This is a genomic window from Aquabacterium sp. NJ1 (assembly GCF_000768065.1).
Classification (GTDB): domain Bacteria; phylum Pseudomonadota; class Gammaproteobacteria; order Burkholderiales; family Burkholderiaceae_C; genus Aquabacterium.
The window spans coordinates 2,066,283-2,086,871 of record NZ_JRKM01000001.1 but is presented as its reverse complement, the minus strand read 5'-3'; the positions used below and the strand labels follow the sequence as shown (position 1 = coordinate 2,086,871).

Here is a 20,589-nt window from a genome sequence, read left to right as displayed (position 1 = left end):
CTTTTCTATCTAGGAGCAATCATGGAAATCGTGTTGGGTAACGTCGCTCTGGCTTGCGGTCTGATCATTGGTCTGGGCGCTCTGGGTGCTTGTATCGGTATCTCCCTGATGGGCGGCAAGTACTTCGAAGCCACCGCTCGCCAGCCTGAGCTGATGAACGAACTGCAAACCAAGATGTTCCTGCTGGCCGGTCTGATCGACGCTGCCTTCCTGATCGGTGTTGGTATCGCCATGCTGTTCGCCTTCGCGAACCCCTTCATCGCCAACCTGGCCAAGTAATCGGTCTTTCTCGACTGAATTTTTCAATTAACCGAGAAAGGTCCGAGCCATGAATCTGAACGCAACGCTGATTGCGCAGATCGTGGTCTTCATGATCCTGTGGTGGTTCACGATGAAGTTCGTGTGGCCACCCATCACGAAGGCCCTCGACGAGCGCGCAGGCAAGATCGCTGACGGTTTGGCTGCGGCTGACAAGGCCAAGCTTGAGCTGGCCAACGCCAACAAAAGCGTCCAGGAGCAGCTCAGCCAATCCCGCGAGGAAATCGCCAAGCGCATCGCTGACGCTGAAAAGCGTGGCAACGCCCTGGTCGAAGACGCCAAGAGCCGTGCAACGGCCGAGGCTGACAAGATCGTGGCCGACGCCAAGGCTGAAGCCGCGCAACTGGTCGTGCAAGCCCGTGAGGCATTGCGCGAACAGGTTGCCGGTCTGGCCATCAAGGGTGCCGAGCAGATCCTGCGTCGTGAGGTTTCAGCCCAGGTCCACGCTGACCTGCTGAGCCGCCTGAAGTCGGAGCTGTGATCATGGCTGAGCTTGCCACTATCGCCCGCCCCTACGCAGAGGCCCTGTTCAAAGCTGTGCCTGATGCCGAGCTGATTGCCTGGCAACAGGCCCTTGAGGCTGTGGCAGCTGTCGCCCGTGATCCGCAAGTGCAAGCCCTGGCTGACAACCCCAAGGTCACATCGAACCAGGTGTTCGACGTGATCGTGGCGGCAGCCAAGGTGACACTGGCTACGTCCTTGACCAACTTCCTGCGCACCGTGCTGGAAAACGGTCGTCTGGCCGCTCTGCCTTTGATGGTCGAGCAGTTCCAGGCGCTGGTCAAGGCTCGCCAGGGTGTGTCCGAAGCGCAGATCTTCAGCGCCTTCCCGATCGATGCCGCTCAACTGGCTGAGATCATGGGGCCGCTGGAAAAGCGTTTTGGCCGCAAGCTGGAAGCCAAGGTCGAACTCGACGCTGAACTGATTGGCGGCGTGCGCGTCGTGGTGGGTGACGAAGTGCTCGACACTTCCGTCAAGGCTCGCCTCGAACGCATGAAGTCCACTCTCTTGGCTTGAGTCGCAGTACGGGTAACCGAACCGACGCAACCAATAGTCGCTCAATTCCTACCGGTGGTTTTCATGCCACTCCTGACAACCGCCGGTCGTTGTCAACGAGGTTTGCCACAGTGCAGCCCTTGACCAGACTGGGAGCAAAGCAATGCAACTGAATCCCGCAGAAATTTCCGAACTGATCAAGAGCCGCATCGAAGGTCTCGGCGCGGCTGCCGACATTCGCAACCAAGGTACCGTCATCTCCGTGACCGACGGTATCGTCCGCGTGCACGGCCTGTCCGATGCCATGCAGGGCGAAATGTTGGAGTTCCCCGCTGACGCCTCCGGCGTCCCCACCTACGGCCTGGCCCTGAACCTCGAGCGCGACTCCGTCGGCGCCGTGATTCTGGGTGCCTACGAGCACATCGCCGAAGGCGACACCGTCAAGACGACGGGCCGCATCCTGGAAGTGCCCGTTGGTCCCGAGCTGGTTGGTCGCGTGGTGAACCCCCTGGGTCAACCCATCGACGGCAAGGGCCCGATCAACGCCAAGCTGACTTCTCCCATCGAGAAGATCGCCCCTGGTGTGATCGCCCGTGAATCCGTGTCGCAGCCTCTGCAAACCGGTATCAAGTCGATCGACTCGATGGTGCCCGTGGGCCGTGGTCAGCGCGAACTGATCATTGGTGACCGTCAGACCGGTAAAACGGCTGTGGCCATCGACGCCATCATCGCCCAGAAGGGCCAGGGCGTGACCTGTATCTACGTCGCCATCGGTCAGAAGGCTTCGTCGATCAAGAACGTCGTGCGCTCGCTGGAACAAGCTGGCGCCATGGAATACACCATCGTCGTGGCCGCTTCGGCTTCTGACTCGGCTGCCCTGCAGTTCGTGTCGGCCTACTCCGGTTGCGCCATGGGCGAGTACTTCCGCGATCGTGGCGAAGACGCCCTGATCGTGTATGACGACCTGTCCAAGCAAGCTGTGGCCTATCGTCAGATCTCGTTGCTGCTGCGCCGCCCACCAGGCCGCGAAGCTTTCCCTGGCGACGTGTTCTACATCCACTCGCGTCTGCTGGAGCGTGCAGCCCGCGTGAACGCCGACTACGTCGAAGCCTTCACCAAGGGTGAAGTCAAGGGCAAGACGGGTTCGCTGACGGCTCTGCCCATCATCGAAACGCAAGCCGGTGACGTGTCCGCTTTCGTGCCCACCAACGTGATCTCGATCACCGACGGCCAGATCTTCCTGGAAACGTCGCTGTTCAACGCTGGTATCCGTCCCGCCATCAACGCCGGTATCTCCGTGTCCCGCGTGGGTGGTGCTGCCCAGACCAAGATCATCAAGGGCCTGTCCGGCGGTATCCGTACCGACCTGGCGCAGTACCGTGAACTGGCTGCGTTCGCGCAGTTCGCTTCCGATCTGGACGCCGCAACCCGCAAGCAGCTGGACCGCGGTGCCCGCGTGACCGAACTGCTGAAGCAGGCTCAGTACTCTCCGCTGCCGATCTCCCTGATGGGTGCCACGCTGTTTGCCGTGAACAAGGGTTTCATGGACGACGTGGACGTCAAGAAGATCCTGGCCTTCGAAGCTGGTCTGCACCAGTTCCTGAAGACCAGCCACGCTGCGCTGCTGAGCAAGATCGAAGCCTCGAAGGCCCTGGACAAGGACGCTGAAGCCGAACTGCAATCGGCCATCGTCGCGTTCAAGAAGACCTTCGCCTAAATAGGAGCACGCCATGGCGGCAGGCAAGGAAATACGCGGCAAGATCAAGAGCGTCGAGAACACCAAGAAGATCACCAAGGCCATGGAAATGGTCGCGGCTTCGAAGATGCGCAAGGCCCAGGACCGCATGCGTGCGGCCCGTCCTTATGCTGAAAAGGTGCGCAATATCGCGGCGAACTTGGCTCATGCCAACCCCGAGTACGTCCATCCCTTCATGGTCACCAACACCGGTGGCAAGAAGGTGGGCTTCATCGTGGTCAGCACGGACAAAGGCTTGTGCGGTGGTTTGAACACCAACGTGCTGCGCGCTGTCACCAACAAGCTCAAGGAGCTCGAAGGTGAAGGCGTCAAGGCTGACGTCGTCGCCATCGGCAACAAGGCTGCAGGCTTTTTCAACCGCATCGGCGCCAACGTGGTGTCGAGCGTGGTCGGCATGGGGGACACCCCCCATCTGGAAAAGCTGATCGGCCCTGTCAAGGTGCTGCTGGATGCTTATCAAGCTGGTGAGTTGAGCGCGGTCTATCTGTGCTTCACCCGCTTCATCAACACGATGAAGCAGGAACCTCTGGTTGAACAGCTGCTGCCGCTGAACGCGACCACGCTGCAATCGGAAACCACGCACCAGTGGGACTACATCTATGAGCCGGACCCTGTCGCGGTGATCGATGAACTGATGGTTCGCTATGTCGAAGCGTTGGTCTATCAGGCTGTGGCCGAGAACATGGCGTCGGAGCAATCCGCGCGCATGGTGGCCATGAAGGCCGCCACCGACAACGCAGGCAACGTGATCAAGGAACTGAAGCTGGTCTACAACAAGACCCGTCAGGCCGCCATCACGAAGGAACTGTCCGAAATCGTCGCCGGTGCGGCCGCGGTTTGATTCACGCAGATTTTGAATTGATTGAAGGAACGAAAAATGGCTGACACGCAAACAGTGGGCAAGATCGTTCAGTGTATCGGCGCCGTGGTGGACGTGGAATTTCCCCGCGACCAGATGCCTAAGGTGTACGACGCTCTGAAGATGGAAGGCTCCACGCTGACCCTCGAAGTGCAACAGCAGCTGGGTGACGGCATCGTCCGTACCATTGCGCTGGGTTCGTCTGACGGCCTGCGCCGCGGCAACCAGGTGTACAACACCAACGCCCAGATCACCGTGCCCGTGGGCCCGGCCACCCTGGGTCGCATCATGGACGTGCTGGGCGCGCCGATCGACGAGCGCGGTCCCGTGGACCTGGCTCAGACCGCCCCCATCCACCGCAAGGCCCCTGCGTACGACGAACTGTCGCCTTCGCAAGACCTGCTGGAAACCGGCATCAAGGTGATCGACTTGATCTGCCCGTTCGCCAAGGGCGGCAAGGTGGGTCTGTTCGGTGGCGCCGGTGTGGGCAAGACCGTGAACATGATGGAACTCATCAACAACATCGCCAAGGCTCACTCGGGTCTGTCGGTGTTCGCTGGTGTGGGCGAGCGTACCCGTGAGGGCAACGACTTCTATCACGAAATGGCCGACTCCAAGGTCGTGGACCTGGACAACCTGAGCAACTCCAAGGTGGCCATGGTTTACGGTCAGATGAACGAGCCGCCGGGCAACCGTCTGCGCGTGGCCCTGACCGGTCTGACGATCGCTGAGTCGTTCCGTGACGAAGGCCGTGACGTGCTGTTCTTCGTGGACAACATCTACCGCTACACCCTGGCCGGTACCGAAGTGTCCGCGCTGCTGGGCCGTATGCCTTCCGCCGTGGGTTACCAGCCTACGCTGGCCGAAGAAATGGGCCGCCTGCAAGAGCGCATCACCTCGACCAAGGTCGGCTCGATCACCTCGATCCAGGCCGTTTACGTCCCTGCGGACGACTTGACCGACCCGTCGCCTGCCACCACCTTCGCTCACTTGGACTCCACCGTGGTGCTGTCTCGTGACATCGCTTCGCTGGGTATCTACCCCGCCGTGGACCCGCTGGACTCGACCTCGCGTCAGCTGGACCCGCACGTGGTCGGTGAAGAGCACTACCAAGTGGCCCGTGGCGTGCAAAACACGCTGCAGCGCTACAAGGAGCTGCGCGACATCATCGCGATTCTGGGTATGGACGAACTGGCACCCGAGGACAAGCTCCTGGTGGCCCGCGCTCGTAAGATCCAGCGTTTCCTGTCGCAGCCGTTCCACGTGGCCGAAGTGTTCACCGGTTCGCCTGGCAAGTACGTGCCCCTGAAGGAAACCATCCGTGGTTTCAAGATGATTGTGAATGGCGAGTGCGATGCACTGCCTGAGCAAGCGTTCTACATGGTCGGCACAATCGACGAAGCCTTCGAAAAAGCCAAAAAGGCGTGATCACCGGCGTAATCGGGCGGCAGGCGGCGTTGCCGTGCTCTACGTAGCTTCCGCTACGTCTGTGCGCGGCGCCTTGCCTGACACCCGATTACTTGGTGCTCACATCCTTTTTACGCGCTTGAGTAGAGCGTTTAAGGAAACAAAGCATGTCCACCATTCACGTTGATGTTGTCTCCGCCGAAGAGTCGATCTTTTCGGGTGAAGCGACGTTGGTGTCCTTGCCCGGTGAAGTGGGTGAGCTCGGCATCCTGCCGAAGCACGCACCGCTGATCACCCGGATCAAGCCGGGCGCCGTGCGCATCCAGCGCGCTGACAACAAGGAAGAAGAATTTGTCTTCGTGGCCGGCGGCATTCTGGAAGTGCAACCTGGCTGCGTGACCGTTCTGGCCGACACCGCCATCCGCGGCAAGGACCTGGACGAGGCCAAGGCCAATGAGGCCATGCGTCTGGCTCAGGAAGCTGTTCAGAACGCCAAGGGCGAGCTGGACCTGGCCAAGGCTCAGAGCGAGCTGGCCACCATGGTGGCTCAACTGGCTGCCATTGCCCGTCTGCGCAAGAAGTAATCGATACCCAAGGCTCGGGCTCATGCAAATGGGCCTGGCTTGCAAAAGCCCGCTGCTCGCGCCGCGGGCTTTTTTCATTCATGCGGGCCTGCTTGTCGCCGATGCGGGGGCTGATCCCGGTGTCTGCGCTTGCTGACGAACCTGGGCTGGGGTGAGGCTGGTCCAGCGCCGCACCGCGCGGTGAAAGGGACTGACTTCGGTGTAACCGCAGGCCTGGGCGATCTCGCCGATGGCTTGAGAGGTGTCCCGCAGCAGCCGCAAGGCCCGCTCGCGCCGTACCTCCTCGATCAGATCCTTGAAGTTCAAGCCCCGGTCGGCCAGGCGCTTCTGAAGTTGCCTGGGCGTGATGGCCTGCGCGTCATGGGTGTCGGCATGCAGGGCCTGGGTGACGGCGTCCAGGCTCATCTCCAGCCCCAGGCTCATGCGTTCGGACAGGACGACCCTGGCGCGCATCAGCACGGCGTCGCCCTGGGGTTGGCTGGCCAGTTGCTGGGCGGTGCGGGCCTGCATGAGGGCATGCATGGCGGGGTCGGCGTTCGGGTTGAGCCAGGCCAGCCAGTCAGCCGGCATCAGCTCGCGGCAGTCTGGCGTGTCATAGCGAACGGGGCTGCCGATGAAGCGGTCGAACGCATCTGCGCCCGCTGGGCGAGGGGCTGGGATGTCGATGCGCACGGGCACCAGGTCACGCCCGGATACCCAGCGCGCAAAGGCCAGGCGCGCGCCCATCAGCAGCCACCAGAAGCGGGCGTCTCGGGGCAGGGGGGTGTCCACGGCTTCGTGGCGCACTTCGATCAGGCCTTTGGCCACGCGGTGGCGCGCCAGCAATTCGTCGCACAGCAGGGTCTGGAAGCGCTCGTACATCAGCAGGCCGTCTTCGCCCAGCGGGCTGCTCATGAGCGCGTAGCCCAGGCTGCCCAGGTGCAGCGGGCGCACCGCCTGGGCGGCCTGGATCAGCACCAGGGGGTCGCCCGTCAGCCCGCACGCGACATCGATGGCGCGGCACAGGCCGGCCACGGGCACGCGCGTGTGTTCAGGGGCCTCGTCCACCTTGAGCCCGAGCGCGTCCCAGACGGGGGCTGCGGACAGGCCTCGTGCGCTCACCGCATCGGGCAGCACCCGCACGAAGGCGGCCTGTATCCCTTTGAGGGGCGTGTTCTGGGCTGGTTGATCGGCGCTCGTGCTCATGGTTTGTCTGGTGTGCTGCGGTCAAGCGTGCAGCGTTGGCGGTCAATGACCTGGTGGCCATGCGAAGCCATCATGGGCTTCATTGAAATCTGTCCTGAACACAGCATGATGGCTTCCTCCATGAGAAACGATGATACGGCGACAGGCGCAAGGCCAGAGGGTGCACAACCTGCGCCCAGCCGCCTCGGCGCGGACCTCAAGGCCTCGCGGCAGATGGCCAGCCGCTTGCGTCTGCTCGTCAAGGGGGACCCCGAGCCCGACCAGCAGGCCTGGGCGACCATGGGGCAAGCCTTGTGGGAGGGCGACCCTCTTGCGGATGATCTGGTGGCCTGGATGCATGAATTCGGCATGGCGCGTGCCTGGCCTTTGTTCGAGCGAGCCTTGGCTGCCCCTCGTGATCTCAATGAGACCACGGCGGCCCCCTTGCGCCAATTTGTCTGCCGCACGGCGGGCTGGCCGGATTGGGTGCGTGAGGATTTGATGATCGAAGGTGCACAGGCCCTGCGCGGCACGGGCCTGCACGGCATGATGGTGCTGCGCGACGCGGGCCTCATGGCGGGCTACCAGGCCTCGGCCATCAACCAGACCTTGGTGATGACGGGCTCGTTGCACAAGGGCGCACAACGTCGCGTGGCCGAGACCACCTCGTGGTGGCTGGCCTGTACCGAAGAGGGTGGCATGGCGCCGGGCGGTGCCGGCTTCATGATGACCTTGCGCGTGCGGGTGATGCATGCACTGGTGCGACACCAGTTGGGCCATTCGCCTAAATGGGACGCCGCCAGTCTGGGTGTGCCCGTCAACCAGCTGGACATGCAGGCTACCTACCTGGCCTTCAGCGTGGTGCAACTCTTGTCCCTGAAGACCACGGGGGTGTGGTTGTCCCGCCGCGAGTCCGAGGCGGTCATGCACCTGTGGCGTTACATCGGCTGGCTCATGGGCGTGGACGAGCGCTACCTGTGTGACGACGAGCAGCAGGGCCGCACGCTGCTTTATCAGAACGTGCTCAGCCAGGCGTCTGCCGATGAAACCAGCGTGATGCTGGGCCAGGCCTTGATGGACGAACCTTTGCAACGCCTCTACCCGAACCTGCCGGGTCTGCGCGGGCGTTTCAACAAGGCTCGCCACCTGAGCCTGGTGAGGTGGTTCGTGGGAAGCCAAGGCATGCGGGCGCTGGGTCTGCCCGCGACCTTGCCCTGGTACCCCCTGCTGACGATGGGGCCCTTCCTGCTGCGCTCGTTGGTGCTGCACGCCGTGCCAGGCTTGATGCCGGTGTGGCGCCGCTGGGCGGGGCAGCGTCAGCGTGACTACCTCAAGGTGTTGATGGGCGCGCATGGTTCACCACATCTGACCGGCGGGGCCCACCCCGCGAAAAGGCAGGCAGGCTAGACTCTAGGGCTACAGACCCTGAGTTTGATCCCGAAAGCCCACGCCTATGTCCACCGCGCGCAAGGCCGCCGCTCCTGCAAAAAGCAAGAAGCCCGCTGCCAAACCCAAGACCACACCGTTGACCGTTCAGGACTACCTGCAAAAGATCCTGACCAGCAAGGTGTACGACGTGGCGATTGAAAGCCCGCTGGACGAAGCGCGCAGCCTGTCGCGGCGCCTGGGGCACAAGGTCTACCTCAAGCGCGAGGACCAGCAGCCGGTGTTCAGCTTCAAGCTGCGCGGTGCCTACAACAAGATGGCGCAGCTCAGCCGGGCGCACCTGGCCAAGGGTGTGATCTGCGCGTCGGCCGGCAACCACGCACAAGGCGTGGCCATGGGCGCGCGCCGCCTGGGTTGCCAGGCCACCATCGTGATGCCCACCACCACGCCGCAGGTCAAGATCGACGCGGTGCGCTACTTCGGTGGCGACAATGTGCAGATCGTGCTGCACGGTGAGAGCTATTCGGATTCGGCCTTGTTCGCCAAGGAGCTGGAGCGCAAGAAGGGCATGACCTTCGTGCACCCCTTTGATGACCCCGATGTGATCGCCGGCCAGGGCACCGTGGCCATGGAGATCCTGCGCCAGCACAGCGGCCCGATCGATGCGGTCTTCGTGGCCATCGGTGGTGGTGGCCTGATCAGTGGTGTGGCGGCCTACATCAAGGCCGTGCGCCCCGAGATCAAGGTCATCGGCGTGCAGATGAGTGATTCCGACGCCATGGTGCGCTCCGTCAAGGCGGGCAAGCGCATCACGCTGCCCGAGGTTGGGTTGTTCTCGGACGGTACGGCCGTGAAGCTGGTGGGTGAAGAGACCATGCGCTTGACCAAGGCCCTGGTGGACGATTTCGTGATCGTCAGCACCGACGAGGTGTGCGCCGCCATCAAGGACATCTACCAGGACACGCGCTCCATCGTCGAGCCGGCCGGTGCGCAGGGCGTGGCCGCGATCAAGCAGTACGCCGAGCGCCATGGTGGCCAGGGCAAGACTTACATCGCCATCAACTGTGGCGCCAACATGAACTTCGACCGGCTGCGCTTCGTGGCCGAGCGCGCCGAGGTGGGCGAGCAACGCGAAGCCCTGCTGGCCGTGACCATTCCTGAAGAGCGCGGTTCATTCAAGCGTTTTTGCGAGACCATCGGCCCGCGCAGCGTCACCGAGTTCAACTACCGGATCTCGGACGAGAAGCAGGCGCATGTGTTCGTGGGCCTGACGACCAGCGAGAAGGGCGAGTCCAAGAAGATCGCCAAGCTGTTCGAGAAGCAGGGCTTCCAGACGGTGGACCTGACGCATGACGAACTGGCCAAGACGCACATCCGCCACATGGTGGGCGGGCGTTCTTCGCTGGCCGAGGGTGAGCGTCTCTACAGCTTCATTTTCCCGGAGCGCCCCGGCGCCTTGATGACTTTCCTGACCAGCTTGCCGCCGGGCTGGAACATCAGCCTGTTCCATTACCGCAACCAGGGGGCCGACTACGGGCGCATCCTGGTGGGGTTGCAGGTGCCCAAGGCCGAGACGAAGGCGATCAAGCCTTTCCTGGATCGGCTGGGCTACATCTACGTGGACGAGACCCGCAACCCGGTCTACCGCTTGTTCCTGCGCTGAGTTTCAGCGGGACATGCCCGGGGGCGGCATGCCACCCGGTGCGGGGCCGCCTTCGGGGCTGCTCAGGCGGCCAACGGCCCCAGGCACGCCGCCTGGGGCGTGCGTCAGCTCGTTGCCGGTGGTGCTGAAGCCGCTGACGGGTGGCAGGGCACCCGTCGGGGGTGGTGGCAGCAGGGGCAGATCCAGGGTGGTGGTGGCCGGGCCGTCGGCCGTCCCGATGGACGCGCCGCGTTGCGTGAGCGATTTCAGGACCAGGTCACCTTCGATGGTCGCGCCGATGCGGAAGGCCTTGGGCGGTTTGCCATCGATCGACAGCAGGGCCACGCCACCGGTGTCGCCTTCCTGACGCGGCGCCACCACACCCAGCAGCTTGATGCGGCTGGCCAGCGCAGACGCGGCGGACGGGTCCACCACCGGGCCGGAGGCCTTCACCGGGCCCGTCAGCAGGCGATGCAGGTCGCCTTGCGCGCCGCTGTCCAGCGAGACGGGCGTGGCATTCGCGGGAACACCGGTCGGGCGGGCCAACCAGCGCAGGCCCCAGTACGCCAGACTGGCCGCGACAGCGGCCCAAATGATGAGGGCGAAGATGCGTGATGCCATGATCCGGCCATTATGATGGGTGTTCGATGCACCGTGACCGCCAAAAGTGGCCTTTGAACCTCGGGTTCATCCCGCATCAGGCCACCCTGGTCCTCGTGCATGCTTGCGCCCTCGCAGCACCGTGTGGAACCAAGGCGTCGGTTTCGGTGTCTGATTGAAAAGATTGTTTTCGGAAATGGACATGAAGATGTTTGCGCGTACCCCTCAGCTTGCCCGGAAGGCCGTCAAAGCCGTGCAGCGTGGTTTCACGCTGATCGAACTGATGGTCGTGCTGGTGATCATTGGCCTGCTGGCCGCCCTGATCGTGCCCAATGTGCTGGACCGGGCCGACGACGCCCGCGTGACCGCCGCGCACACCGACGTCAGCAATCTCATGCAGGCCCTCAAGCTGTACAAGCTCGACAACCAGCGTTACCCCACGGCCGAGCAAGGTCTGCAGGCCCTGGTGACCAAGCCTTCCGCTTCGCCCGTGCCGCCCAACTGGAAGCCCTATCTGGAGAAGCTGCCCAATGACCCGTGGGGCCATTCCTATCAGTACGTCAACCCCGGCGTGAAGGGGCCCGTGGATGTGTTCAGCTTTGGTGCGGATGGCCAGGCCGGTGGCGAAGGCCGTGATGCCGATATCGGCTCCTGGCAATAAGGCGCGCCGCGCACGCGGCTTCACCTTGCTGGAGTTGATGGTGGTCGTGGCCATGATCGCGATCACCACCGCGGTGGTGGCCTTCGCCATCCCCGATCCTTCTTCGACCCGCCTGGAGCGCGAGGCCGCGCGGCTCATCGCGCTGCTGGAGTCGGCTCGCACCCAGGCGCGTGCGGGCGCCATGACGGTGCTGTGGGTGCCTCAGCCCAACGGCCCGGACGCCGATTACCAGTTCCTGGGCCTGCCGCCCGCCCTGATGCCGCCGCTCAAATGGCTGGAGCCTGACGTCAAGGCAGAAGTCGTGGGCGCGCGCAGCATCGTCTTGGGCCCGGAGCCCGTGATCGGCGCGCAAAGCGTCATCCTTCGTGTGGAAGACAAGCAGATCATCGTGGGCACGGATGGGCTCAGCCCCTTCGCCGTGCTCACCGGCAACGAGGCCGAAGAGGATGCGGCCGGTTCAGCGCAGGAGGTGGCCAATGCGCCGGCACGCTGACCAACTCGCGCTCGGCATGACCCTCATCGAGGTGCTGGTGGCGCTGGCCATCGTGGCCATCACCCTGTCGGCCGGCATCAAGGCGGCGGGCGGGCTGACACTCAATGCCCAGCGCATGAACGACCTGACCCTGGCGCAGTGGTGCGCCGAAAACCAGATCACCTCGCTCAAGCTGTCCAGGATCTACCCCCCCGTGGGCGACAGTGACTTCAGCTGCCAGCAACTGGGCCGGACCTTTCCGGGGCACATGACCGTGCGCCCGACGCCCAACCTGAACTTCCGGCGGGTGGATGCCCAGGTGATGGACGAGGCGCAGCAGCCCATCGTCAAGTTGTCCACGGTGTTGCCGCGTTTCTGATGAACCAGCCCGTCTTCATGCCCCGTGTGCAGCCTGGTGTGGGCCCCCGAGCCCTTGCCCAGCAGGGCTTCACCCTCATCGAAGTGCTGGTGTCCCTGCTGATTCTGGCGGTGTTGTCGGCCACGGCCTGGAAGGGCATGGACAGCATCAGCACGGCCCGCCAGGTGGCCGATGGCAACCTCAAGCAGACCCTGCGCCTGCAGTCGGTGGTCACCCAGTTCGAGGCGGACATGGGCCAGGTCATGGACACGCAGATCGTGGATGGCATGCAGTTTGACGGCGCGCACTTGCGCTTGACCCGCCGCAGTGGCGAAGGCATGCAGGTGGTGACCTGGTATGTGCGGCGTGACCGCCTGTTGCGCTGGGCCAGTCCGGTGACCACCAAGGTCGGTGAGTTGCAGCGCTACTGGCTGAGCTCTTACCAGTTGCAGGGGCGCGAGCCGGGCACCTTGACCGCGCTGAAAGGCGTGGAGCGCTGGCAGGTGTACTGTTTCCGCGGCGGCTCGATGAGCAGTTGCCAGTCCACTGGCGATGTGGTCAAGACGACGCAGGCCATCCCGGTTGGTGGGGCAACCGGGGCAGCACCGGTACCCAGCCTGAGGCAGGCCTTGCCCAATGCGGTGCGTTGTCAGATGACGCTGGGCGAGGGAAGCGGCTTTGCAGGCACGCTGACGCGTGACGTCATGCTGGCGCCCCAGCTGCAGGGCAACTGACCGAAGAGGGCCGGAACACCATGCTCGATCAGCCATTTTCCCGTGCGGCCAGCGGCCATCCCAGGCCATCGGCCCAGCGTGGCGCCGCCCTGTTGATGGCCATGGTCATCGTGACGCTGGTGTCCACGCTGGCGGCGTCCATGGTCTGGCAGCAATGGCGCGCCGTGCAGGTCGAGAGTGCCGAGCGCGTGCGCTCGCAATCGGCGTGGGTGCTCAGCGGTGCGCTGGACTGGGCGCGGCTCATCTTGCGTGAGGACGGCAAGAACGAGCAGGTCGACCACCTCGGCGAGGTGTGGGCCATGCCGCTGGCCGAGGCCCGCCTGTCCACCTTCCTGGCGGCGGACGGCAACAACAGCGCCACGGATTCGGACGACTCTCCCGAGGCGTTCCTGTCCGGCAAGGTCGATGACGCGCACGCCAAATACAACCTGCGGCATCTGGTGGACGGCGTGACGACCAATGAGGCCGAGGTCAAGGTGTTCAAGCGCCTGCTGGAGTTCCTGAGCCTGCCGCCCTCCCTGGCCGATGGCATCGCGGCGGCGATGACCAAGGCCGCTTTGGCCGAGGCCTCGTTTGCCAGCAGCGACCCTGCCTTGCTGGATAAGCTGGGTGGCGAAATGGGCCGTTCGCAGGCCCCGCTGATGCCGCAGAGTTTCGACCAGCTCTTGTGGCTGGGGCTGGATGCGGGCACGCTGGAGAAATTGCGCCCCTACGTCACCTTGTTGCCCACGGCCGAGACCAAGGTGAACGTCAACACCGCACCCAAGGAAGTGATCGCGGCCGTGGTGGACGGCCTGGACCTGGCGCGGGCGGCGCGGCTGGTGCAGGCCCGGCAGCGCAAGCCCTTCAAGGCCACCGGCGACCTCTTTGAGGTGCTGGGGCACGCCCAGCCCGAATGGGATTTCAACCGCCTCGACGTCAAATCCGAATTTTTTGAAGTCAAAGGCCGCCTGCGTTACGAAGACAACGTCATCGAGCAACGCCACCTGGTGCAGCGCCAGCCCGGCGGCTCTGACGTGCTGGTGCTACAGCAGTCGCGTTTTTCGGGCCTGGACCGTGGCGCAGACGGCGCGACGCCCCCATGATGGGAAGCATTCTTTGCGCTCGAAGCAGGTATCAATCCTTAAATGGGCGCTATTCCTGCGCTCCTACAATGCCGGGGCATCTATGCTGGATGCTGAAATATTCTGAATATCTGACCGTCTGGGCATGAGCATTCTCATCATTCAACTGCCGGCGCGCACGCGCCTGAGCGCCGACGTGACCGCGTCGGAGGCCGGGGCTGCGCCAGCGTCGCCCGGGCCGAAGGAGTACAGCTATGTGCTCAGCGTCGACGGCATGTCGGCCACGCGGCAGGGGCGTGCCACGGCACCCATGTTGCCCCGGGCCGACAGTGTGGTGGCCGTCATGGCCCCGACCGACCTGAGCTGGCACCGCCTGAGCCTGCCCAAGGCGCCGGCGGCCCGTCTGCGCGCCGCGCTGGCCAGCATGCTGGAAGAGGCCCTGCTCGAAGACCCCGAGAACATGCACCTGGCCGTGGCCCCGATGGCCAAGGCCGGCCAGCCGACCTGGATTGCGGCCTGCGACCATACCTGGTTGACCAGCCAGCTGATGGCCCTGGAAAAGGCCAAGATCCGCGTGGAGCGCGTGGTGCCCGGCGTGGCGCCGGACGAACCGCCATCGGCCTACTTCCACGAGTTTGGTGCAGCCGGTGCGCCCGAGGGGGCTGAGCCTGGCGCCGAGATGCTGCTGACCTGGTCCACCCCGGATGGCGTGGCGACCTGGCCGGTGGCCGGCAGCCTGTCGCGCACCTTGCTGCCTGACCCGCTGCCCATCAATGCGCGCTTCTTCGCCACGCCGCCTGTGGCCTCGCCGGCCGAGCGCTGGCTGGGCCGTGCCGTGACGGTGCAAAGCCAGCCCGAGCACCTCCTGCTGGCGGCCCGCTCGATCTGGAACCTGCTGCAGTTCGAGCTGACACCTCGCAGCAAAGGTGTATATGCCCTGAGCGACCAGTGGCGGCGCTTCATGAGCCCGCAATGGCGGCCCGCCCGCATGGGCCTGATGGCCCTGGTGGCCGCGCAGGTGCTGGGGCTCAATCTGTGGGCCTGGCAACAATCGCAACTGGTCAAGACCAAGCGCGCCACCATGGTGCAACTGCTCAAGCAGGCCCACCCGCAGGTGCAGGCCGTGCTGGATGCGCCGGTGCAGATGCGCCGCGAAACCGAAGCCTTGCGTGCCATGGCGGGCCAGGCTGGTGGCAATGACCTGGAGTCTTTGATGGCCGCAGTGGCCAGCGCCTGGCCGCCTGAGCAGCCTACGGCCGGCTTGCAGTACGACGGCAGCTCGCTGACCGTGATGCCGCCTGCCTCCTGGGGCGCGGTCGAGTTGGACGAGTTCCGTCGCAAGCTGGGCGCGGCTGGCGTGCAGGTCGAGTCGGCGGATGGCCGCCTGACCGTGCGGCGCGCCAATGGCTGATGAACGCATTGAAAGCAAACAGATGAGTTCTCAAGCTTCCTCTCTTCAAGCGCTGCGCCAGGAGTTGCAGGCCAAGTGGGCTGCCATGGCCCCGCGCGAGCGCCAGATGGCCACGGTGGCGGGCTGGCTGCTGGCGTTGACACTGCTGGTGCTGGTGGGCATCCGCCCGGCCTGGCGCACCCTGTCTGAGACCCCTGCGCAGTTGCGTGAGCTTGACGCGCAGCTGGACCAGATGCGCCGCCTGGCCGATGAATCCCAGATGCTGCGCCAGCGTCCGCCTGTGCCGCCCGCGCAATCCGAGGCGGCGCTGCGCTCGGCCACGGAGCGCCTGGGGGCCGGGGCCAAGCTCAATCTGCAAGGTGACCGCGCCACGCTCACGCTCAACCGCGTCTCGGGTGATGCCCTGGCCACCTGGCTGGATGAGGCCCGTGGCGCGGCGCGCGCCAAGCCCACCGAGGCCGGCCTGATGCAGGTCGAGCCAGGGGTGTACTCGGGCAACATCGTCCTGGCCATGGGGCCGGGCGCAGGAGGCGGCCGTTAAGGCCGGGCACGCGCACATGGCTGGCATTCCTTTCCTGAGCCGTCGCCCTGCCTGGATGCAAGGCGCGGGCGCCTTGACCACGCGCTGGCTCGAGTCGACGATGGAGGTCGCGCGCTGGGAAAACATGCGCAAGGCCGGCCGTCGCTGGGGCTGGTGGGGCGCTGGCCTGGGCGCGCTGGTGGGGCTGGTGGTGTATGCGCCGGCCAGCTGGCTGGCGCAAGGTGTGGTGGAGCTTTCGGGCCAGCGCTTGCTGCTGGCCGAGTCACAAGGCACCATCTGGCATGGCGATGCCGTGGTGGTCCTCACGGGTGGTCCCGGCAGTCGTGATGCGCGGGCCTTGCCTGGCCGCTTGAACTGGACCATGCGCCTGAGCGGCCTGGGCCTGCGCCTGACCTTCCAGCAGGACTGCTGCATCCCCACACCGGTGGTGATGCAGGTGGCCTTCGGCATGGGGCGCGTCAAGACCGATGTGCTCGCTCAAGCGACGGGCGAGGTCGGGCACTGGCCCGCCGCCTGGCTGGGGGGGCTGGGCACGCCCTGGAACACGCTGCAACTGGCCGGGGTCTTGCGCCTGTCGAGCCGGGATCTGTCTTTCGAGTGGGCGCAAGGGCGCCTGCGCATCCAGGGGCAGGCTGATCTGATGCTGGAGAACGTGTCTTCGCGCTTGACCACGCTGGACCGACTGGGCTCTTACCGCTTGAACCTGAGCGGCGATCCCCAGGGCCTGCTGCAGATGCAATTGAACACGCTGGACGGCGCCCTGCAGCTGTCTGGCCAAGGGGGCGTGAGCTCCGGCGGGATGCGCTTTCGTGGCGAAGCCCGCGCCAGTGAGGCCGAACGCGGCGCACTGGACAATTTGTTGAACATCATCGGCCGCCGCGAGGGCGACCGTTCTGTCATTTCGATCGGATAAGTCATGAAGACCCATCCCCTGCTGACTCGCCCCCGTGCCGGCGCACTGGCCGTGGCCCTGGCATTGACCTTCGGGCCAGGCGGCTTGCTGCCGGTCGGTCTGGCCCTGGCTGCGCCGCCTGCTGCCCGCAAGGCGGCTTCGGCGCCAACGGTCACGCTCAACTTCGTGAATGCCGAGATCGAAGGCGTGGCACGCGCCATGGCGGCGATCATCAACCGCCAGATCCTGGTCGACCCTCGCGTCAAAGGTGCCATCACGCTGTACAGCGATCAGCCGCTGACGCCGCGCGAGGCCTATCTGAACTTCCTGGCCGCCCTGCGTGGGCAGGGCTTCAGCCTGGTGGAAGTGGCCGGCCTGCTGAAGGTGGTGCCTGAAGCCGAAGCCAAGCTGCAGACCGGCACGGTGGATGTGGGCTCGGTCAAGCAATCGGGTGACCAGGTCGTCACCCAGATCTTCCGTATCCAGTACGAGAGTGCCAACAACCTGGTGACCGTGCTGCGCCCCCTGATCAGCCCGAACAACACGATCAACGCCAACGCGTCGACCAACACCCTGGTCATCACGGACTACGCCGACAACCTCAAGCGCATCGGCCAGATGATCGCAGCGCTGGACGTGCCCACGGCCACGGACATGGAGGCCATCCCGCTGCAATACGCCATTGCGTCGGACCTGGCGCCGGTGGTGCAGAAGCTGGCCGACGGCGGCAGTTCGACGCATGGGGCTCCCGGTGCCGCGGCGGGTGCCCAGAGCACCATGGTGCTGTCGGATGCACGGACCAACACGCTGATGGTGCGCGCGCCCAATGCCGCCCGCATGACGCTGGTGCGCAACCTGATCCAGCGCCTGGATCGCCCTGGTACCTCGGGCCTGGGGGGCAGCGGCATCCACGTGGTCTACCTCAAGAACGCCGATGCGGTGAAGCTGGCGCAGGTGTTGCGCGCGGCCTTCCCGGGTGCGGGTGGCTCTTCGGGCGGCTCGGGTGGGGCGGCCAGTGCCGGTGCGAGCGGCTTGCCGACCTCGACCGCAGGGGCAGGCATGGCCAGCTCGGCCGGCGGCGCATCGACGCAATCGACCTCGCCTGTGGGCGCTTCGGCCCAGCCTTCGACGGGTGGCTTCATCCAGGCTGACCCCTCGACCAACTCGCTGATCATCACCGCCACCGATTCGCTGTACAAGCAGTTGCGCGCCGTGGTGGACCAGCTGGATGGTCGTCGCGCCCAGATCTACATCGAGGCCATGATCGTCCAGGTGGACGAGAGCAAGCTGGCGCAAGTCGGCTTCCAGTGGGCCGGTGCGGCCGGTTCCACCAATGTCATCGGTGCGGGTACCAACCTGGCCAATGGCTCCGTGCCGGGCCTGTTCAGCGTGACCACGAAGTCGGCCGTGCAGGGGCTGACGGGCTTCAACATCGGCCTGCTGCACAAGAACTCGGAAGGCACCTACAACCTCGGCGCGCTGGCGACCTTCCTGGAGCAGAACACGGGCGCCAACGTGCTGTCCAAGCCGAACCTGATCGCGCTGGACAACGAAGAGGCCAAGATCGTGGTCGGCCAGAACGTGCCCTTCGTGACGGGCTCTTACACCAACGGCGCCACCTCCAGCAGCGGTTCGGTGAACCCCTTCACCACGGTGGAGCGCAAGGACGTGGGCCTGGTGCTGCGCGTGCGCCCGCAGGTGGGCGAAGGTGGCACCGTGCGCATGACGGTGTTCCAGGAGAAGTCGGACGTCGATCCGTCCAGCAAGTCTTCACCCAATGGCCTGACGACCAACAAGAGCACCATCGAGACCACCGTGGTGGTGGACGACGGCCAGACGCTGGTGCTGGGTGGCCTGTTGTCTGACTCGTACGGCGATGGCGACAGCAAGGTGCCGCTGCTGGGTGACATCCCCATACTGGGCAACCTGTTCAAGAGCCGCTCGCGCGAGCGCAGCAAGAAGAACCTGATGGTCTTCCTGCGGCCGGCGGTGATGCGCACCCAGGACGACAGCAACAGCCTGACGATGGACCGTTACGAGTACATGCGCCAGCGCCAGATCACCTCTGTGCCCGACAAGAGCTATGTGCTGCCCATCAACGAGGCGCCGCAACTGGATCCGCTCAAGCTGAGCAACAAGCTGAGCATGCCTTCTGTGCGCCAGCCGCTGGACGACCCCAATGCGCCGGCCCCCACGGTGGTGATGCCGTCCAGCTCGGGGTTCGCTCCCAAGCTGACGCCGCAAGCACCTGGGCAGGAGCCCGCCGCGGCCGCAGGCAGCAAGTAAACAAGGGATAGAAGGCCATGGCCGCACGTCACCCTCTTCCCTATGCCTTTGCCAAGGCCAATGGCATCTTGCTGGAGTGCGATGAAACGCGCGCCACCTTGTGGGCCAGCCCGGCGGTGTCTTCCGCAGCCCTGTCCGAGGTGATGCGCCTGCACGTGGTGCATGCCATCGAGCAGGAGCCCGCTGAGACGCTGTCGCAGCGCATCGCCACGGCTTATGCCGCGGGCGAAGGCAGCGCCGCTGCCGTGGTCGGCGAAGTCGAAAGCGCGGTGGACCTGTCGCGCATGATGCAGGACCTGCCCGCGGTCGAAGACCTGCTGGAGTCCAGCAACGACGCACCCATCATCCGGATGCTCAATGCGCTGCTGACGCAGGCGGCCAAGGATGGTGCCTCCGACATCCACATCGAACCCTACGAGCGTTCATCGGCCGTGCGCTTCCGTGTGGACGGCACGCTGCGCGAAGTGGTGCAGCCCAACAAGGCCCTGCACGCCGCGCTGATCTCGCGCCTGAAGATCATGGCCGAGCTGGACATCTCTGAAAAGCGCCTGCCGCAAGACGGCCGCATCAGCCTGCGCATCGGTGGCCGCGCGGTGGACGTTCGTGTCTCGACCCTGCCTTCGGCGCACGGTGAGCGCGCGGTGCTGCGTTTGCTGGACAAGGGCGACGCCAACAAGTTCACCCTCGAATCGCTGGGCATGAGCGGCGACTCGCTGGAGCGCTTCAAGCGCCTGCTGCGCCAGCCGCACGGCATCGTGCTGGTCACCGGTCCCACGGGCTCGGGTAAGACGACCACGCTGTATGCCGGCCTGAGCACGGTCGATTCGCAGACCACCAATGTGCTGACCGTGGAAGACCCGGTCGAGTACGAGTTGCCCGGCATCGGCCAGACCCAGGTCAACGCCCGCATCGAGCTGACCTTTGCCAAGGCCCTGCGCGCCATCCTGCGTCAGGACCCGGATGTCATCATGATCGGTGAAATCCGTGACCTGGAAACCGCCCAGATCGCCGTGCAGGCATCGCTGACGGGCCACCTGGTGCTGGCCACGCTGCACACCAATGACGCGCCCAGCGCCGTGACCCGCCTGACCGACATGGGCATCGAGCCCTTCCTGCTGTCGTCTTCGCTGCTGGGTGTGCTGGCCCAGCGCCTGGTGCGCAAGCTGTGCCCGCATTGCAAGCGCCAGGACGGCCATGGCAAGTGGCACCCGGTGGGTTGCAGCGAATGCGGCATGAGCGGTTACAAGGGCCGTACCGGTGTGTACGAGTTGATGGTGGCCGATGACGACATCCGCACGCTGATCCACGAGCAGGCGTCCGAAGCCAAGCTGTTCGAGCGCGCGCAACTGGCCGGCATGAAGACCATGCGCGATGACGGTGACCGCCTGGTGGCCGAAGGGGTGACCTCGCTGGAAGAAGTCCTGCGGGTGACCCGAGAATAAGCGCGAACAACAAGGC

General features: G+C 64.8%; 21 protein-coding genes. 19 read left to right on the top strand and 2 right to left on the bottom strand.

All coding sequences use genetic code 11. The features are described from left to right. Positions 1-21: 21 nt before the first annotated feature. The 7 genes from atpE to JY96_RS08940 all read left to right on the top strand — a co-directional run bounded on the left by atpE (position 22) and on the right by JY96_RS08940 (position 5,920). Complete coding sequence (gene atpE / locus JY96_RS08970; protein WP_035036753.1) at positions 22-279, top strand: F0F1 ATP synthase subunit C; 258 nt, start codon at positions 22-24, stop codon at positions 277-279. Positions 280-328: 49 nt separating this feature from the next. Continuing rightward, the gene (locus JY96_RS08965; protein WP_035036750.1) at positions 329-799 is read left to right on the top strand and encodes a F0F1 ATP synthase subunit B; all 471 of its coding nucleotides are present in this window, start codon (positions 329-331) and stop codon (positions 797-799) included. 2 nt (positions 800-801) lie between these two features. Beyond that, a complete protein-coding gene (locus JY96_RS08960; protein WP_035036748.1) occupies positions 802-1,335 on the top strand; it encodes a F0F1 ATP synthase subunit delta in 534 nt (177 codons plus the stop codon). 142 nt (positions 1,336-1,477) lie between these two features. Continuing rightward, complete coding sequence (gene atpA / locus JY96_RS08955) at positions 1,478-3,031, top strand: F0F1 ATP synthase subunit alpha (RefSeq protein ID WP_035036746.1); 1,554 nt, start codon at positions 1,478-1,480, stop codon at positions 3,029-3,031. Positions 3,032-3,044: 13 nt separating this feature from the next. Beyond that, complete coding sequence (atpG, locus tag JY96_RS08950) at positions 3,045-3,911, top strand: F0F1 ATP synthase subunit gamma (RefSeq protein WP_035036743.1); 867 nt, start codon at positions 3,045-3,047, stop codon at positions 3,909-3,911. Between the two features lie 36 nt (positions 3,912-3,947). Further along, positions 3,948-5,357, top strand: a complete 1,410-nt coding sequence (atpD, locus tag JY96_RS08945; protein ID WP_035036741.1) for a F0F1 ATP synthase subunit beta — start codon at positions 3,948-3,950, stop codon at positions 5,355-5,357. Positions 5,358-5,503: 146 nt separating this feature from the next. Continuing rightward, entirely contained in the window at positions 5,504-5,920 is a 417-nt protein-coding gene (locus JY96_RS08940; protein ID WP_035036739.1) for a F0F1 ATP synthase subunit epsilon, read from the top strand. Between the two features lie 78 nt (positions 5,921-5,998). On the opposite strand, the gene JY96_RS08935 is transcribed toward JY96_RS08940, so the two are convergent. After that, on the bottom strand, positions 5,999-7,105 hold the full coding sequence (locus JY96_RS08935; RefSeq protein WP_035036737.1) for an AraC family transcriptional regulator ligand-binding domain-containing protein: 1,107 nt from the start codon (positions 7,103-7,105) through the stop codon (positions 5,999-6,001). A 120-nt stretch (positions 7,106-7,225) separates the two neighbouring features. On the opposite strand from JY96_RS08935, the gene JY96_RS08930 reads away from it, so the two are divergent. Continuing rightward, positions 7,226-8,491, top strand: coding sequence for an oxygenase MpaB family protein (locus JY96_RS08930; protein WP_161784274.1), 1,266 nt, complete (start codon positions 7,226-7,228; stop codon positions 8,489-8,491). Between the two features lie 46 nt (positions 8,492-8,537). Next, complete coding sequence (gene ilvA / locus JY96_RS08925) at positions 8,538-10,133, top strand: threonine ammonia-lyase, biosynthetic (protein WP_052162308.1); 1,596 nt, start codon at positions 8,538-8,540, stop codon at positions 10,131-10,133. A gap of 3 nt (positions 10,134-10,136) precedes the next feature. Here the strand turns inward: ilvA and JY96_RS08920 are convergent, their stop codons facing one another. After that, positions 10,137-10,733, bottom strand: a complete 597-nt coding sequence (locus tag JY96_RS08920) for a hypothetical protein (RefSeq protein ID WP_052162307.1) — start codon at positions 10,731-10,733, stop codon at positions 10,137-10,139. Between the two features lie 187 nt (positions 10,734-10,920). Between JY96_RS08920 and gspG the strand changes: the two genes are divergently transcribed. From gspG to gspE, 10 genes are all read left to right on the top strand, one after another. After that, on the top strand, positions 10,921-11,373 hold the full coding sequence (gene gspG, locus JY96_RS08915) for a type II secretion system major pseudopilin GspG (protein ID WP_035041901.1): 453 nt from the start codon (positions 10,921-10,923) through the stop codon (positions 11,371-11,373). Then, positions 11,348-11,866, top strand: coding sequence for a Tfp pilus assembly protein FimT/FimU (locus JY96_RS08910; RefSeq protein WP_052162305.1), 519 nt, complete (start codon positions 11,348-11,350; stop codon positions 11,864-11,866). Before gspG ends, JY96_RS08910 begins: the two co-directional genes overlap by 26 nt. After that, entirely contained in the window at positions 11,850-12,224 is a 375-nt protein-coding gene (gene gspI / locus JY96_RS08905; RefSeq protein WP_052162304.1) for a type II secretion system minor pseudopilin GspI, read from the top strand. The genes JY96_RS08910 and gspI overlap by 17 nt, the downstream gene beginning before the upstream one ends. Continuing rightward, positions 12,224-12,937 carry a type II secretion system protein J gene (locus JY96_RS08900; protein ID WP_052162303.1) on the top strand — a complete coding sequence of 238 codons (714 nt, stop codon included), beginning with the start codon at positions 12,224-12,226 and terminating at the stop codon, positions 12,935-12,937. The genes gspI and JY96_RS08900 overlap by 1 nt, the downstream gene beginning before the upstream one ends. Positions 12,938-12,957: 20 nt before the next feature. Then, positions 12,958-14,022: a type II secretion system minor pseudopilin GspK gene (gene gspK / locus JY96_RS08895; RefSeq protein ID WP_035036734.1), complete on the top strand. Its 1,065-nt coding sequence runs from the start codon at positions 12,958-12,960 to the stop codon at positions 14,020-14,022. 124 nt (positions 14,023-14,146) lie between these two features. After that, complete coding sequence (gene gspL / locus JY96_RS08890; RefSeq protein ID WP_035036731.1) at positions 14,147-15,412, top strand: type II secretion system protein GspL; 1,266 nt, start codon at positions 14,147-14,149, stop codon at positions 15,410-15,412. A 22-nt stretch (positions 15,413-15,434) separates the two neighbouring features. Then, positions 15,435-15,953, top strand: a complete 519-nt coding sequence (gene gspM / locus JY96_RS08885; RefSeq protein ID WP_035041893.1) for a type II secretion system protein GspM — start codon at positions 15,435-15,437, stop codon at positions 15,951-15,953. Between the two features lie 16 nt (positions 15,954-15,969). Further along, positions 15,970-16,866 (top strand): type II secretion system protein N, encoded by an 897-nt coding sequence (gene gspN / locus JY96_RS08880; protein ID WP_235333885.1) that lies wholly within the window; start codon positions 15,970-15,972, stop codon positions 16,864-16,866. Positions 16,867-16,869: 3 nt separating this feature from the next. Then, on the top strand, positions 16,870-19,131 hold the full coding sequence (gene gspD / locus JY96_RS08875) for a type II secretion system secretin GspD (protein ID WP_081961146.1): 2,262 nt from the start codon (positions 16,870-16,872) through the stop codon (positions 19,129-19,131). A 17-nt stretch (positions 19,132-19,148) separates the two neighbouring features. Continuing rightward, on the top strand, positions 19,149-20,573 hold the full coding sequence (gene gspE, locus JY96_RS08870) for a type II secretion system ATPase GspE (protein WP_035036728.1): 1,425 nt from the start codon (positions 19,149-19,151) through the stop codon (positions 20,571-20,573). Positions 20,574-20,589 lie beyond the last annotated feature (16 nt).

Excerpts from the sequence above, each read along its gene's own strand:
- atpE (WP_035036753.1), top strand. The coding sequence starts at position 22 with ATGGAAATCGTGTTGGGTAACGTCGCTCTGGCTTGCGGTCTGATCATT.
- JY96_RS08965 (WP_035036750.1), top strand. The coding sequence starts at position 329 with ATGAATCTGAACGCAACGCTGATTGCGCAGATCGTGGTCTTCATGATC.
- JY96_RS08960 (WP_035036748.1), top strand. The coding sequence starts at position 802 with ATGGCTGAGCTTGCCACTATCGCCCGCCCCTACGCAGAGGCCCTGTTC.
- atpA (WP_035036746.1), top strand. The coding sequence starts at position 1,478 with ATGCAACTGAATCCCGCAGAAATTTCCGAACTGATCAAGAGCCGCATC.
- atpG (WP_035036743.1), top strand. The coding sequence starts at position 3,045 with ATGGCGGCAGGCAAGGAAATACGCGGCAAGATCAAGAGCGTCGAGAAC.
- atpD (WP_035036741.1), top strand. The coding sequence starts at position 3,948 with ATGGCTGACACGCAAACAGTGGGCAAGATCGTTCAGTGTATCGGCGCC.
- JY96_RS08940 (WP_035036739.1), top strand. The coding sequence starts at position 5,504 with ATGTCCACCATTCACGTTGATGTTGTCTCCGCCGAAGAGTCGATCTTT.
- JY96_RS08935 (WP_035036737.1), bottom strand. The coding sequence starts at position 7,105 with ATGAGCACGAGCGCCGATCAACCAGCCCAGAACACGCCCCTCAAAGGG.
- JY96_RS08930 (WP_161784274.1), top strand. The coding sequence starts at position 7,226 with ATGAGAAACGATGATACGGCGACAGGCGCAAGGCCAGAGGGTGCACAA.
- ilvA (WP_052162308.1), top strand. The coding sequence starts at position 8,538 with ATGTCCACCGCGCGCAAGGCCGCCGCTCCTGCAAAAAGCAAGAAGCCC.
- JY96_RS08920 (WP_052162307.1), bottom strand. The coding sequence starts at position 10,733 with ATGGCATCACGCATCTTCGCCCTCATCATTTGGGCCGCTGTCGCGGCC.
- gspG (WP_035041901.1), top strand. The coding sequence starts at position 10,921 with ATGTTTGCGCGTACCCCTCAGCTTGCCCGGAAGGCCGTCAAAGCCGTG.
- JY96_RS08910 (WP_052162305.1), top strand. The coding sequence starts at position 11,348 with ATGCCGATATCGGCTCCTGGCAATAAGGCGCGCCGCGCACGCGGCTTC.
- gspI (WP_052162304.1), top strand. The coding sequence starts at position 11,850 with ATGCGCCGGCACGCTGACCAACTCGCGCTCGGCATGACCCTCATCGAG.
- JY96_RS08900 (WP_052162303.1), top strand. The coding sequence starts at position 12,224 with ATGAACCAGCCCGTCTTCATGCCCCGTGTGCAGCCTGGTGTGGGCCCC.
- gspK (WP_035036734.1), top strand. The coding sequence starts at position 12,958 with ATGCTCGATCAGCCATTTTCCCGTGCGGCCAGCGGCCATCCCAGGCCA.
- gspL (WP_035036731.1), top strand. The coding sequence starts at position 14,147 with ATGAGCATTCTCATCATTCAACTGCCGGCGCGCACGCGCCTGAGCGCC.
- gspM (WP_035041893.1), top strand. The coding sequence starts at position 15,435 with ATGAGTTCTCAAGCTTCCTCTCTTCAAGCGCTGCGCCAGGAGTTGCAG.
- gspN (WP_235333885.1), top strand. The coding sequence starts at position 15,970 with ATGGCTGGCATTCCTTTCCTGAGCCGTCGCCCTGCCTGGATGCAAGGC.
- gspD (WP_081961146.1), top strand. The coding sequence starts at position 16,870 with ATGAAGACCCATCCCCTGCTGACTCGCCCCCGTGCCGGCGCACTGGCC.
- gspE (WP_035036728.1), top strand. The coding sequence starts at position 19,149 with ATGGCCGCACGTCACCCTCTTCCCTATGCCTTTGCCAAGGCCAATGGC.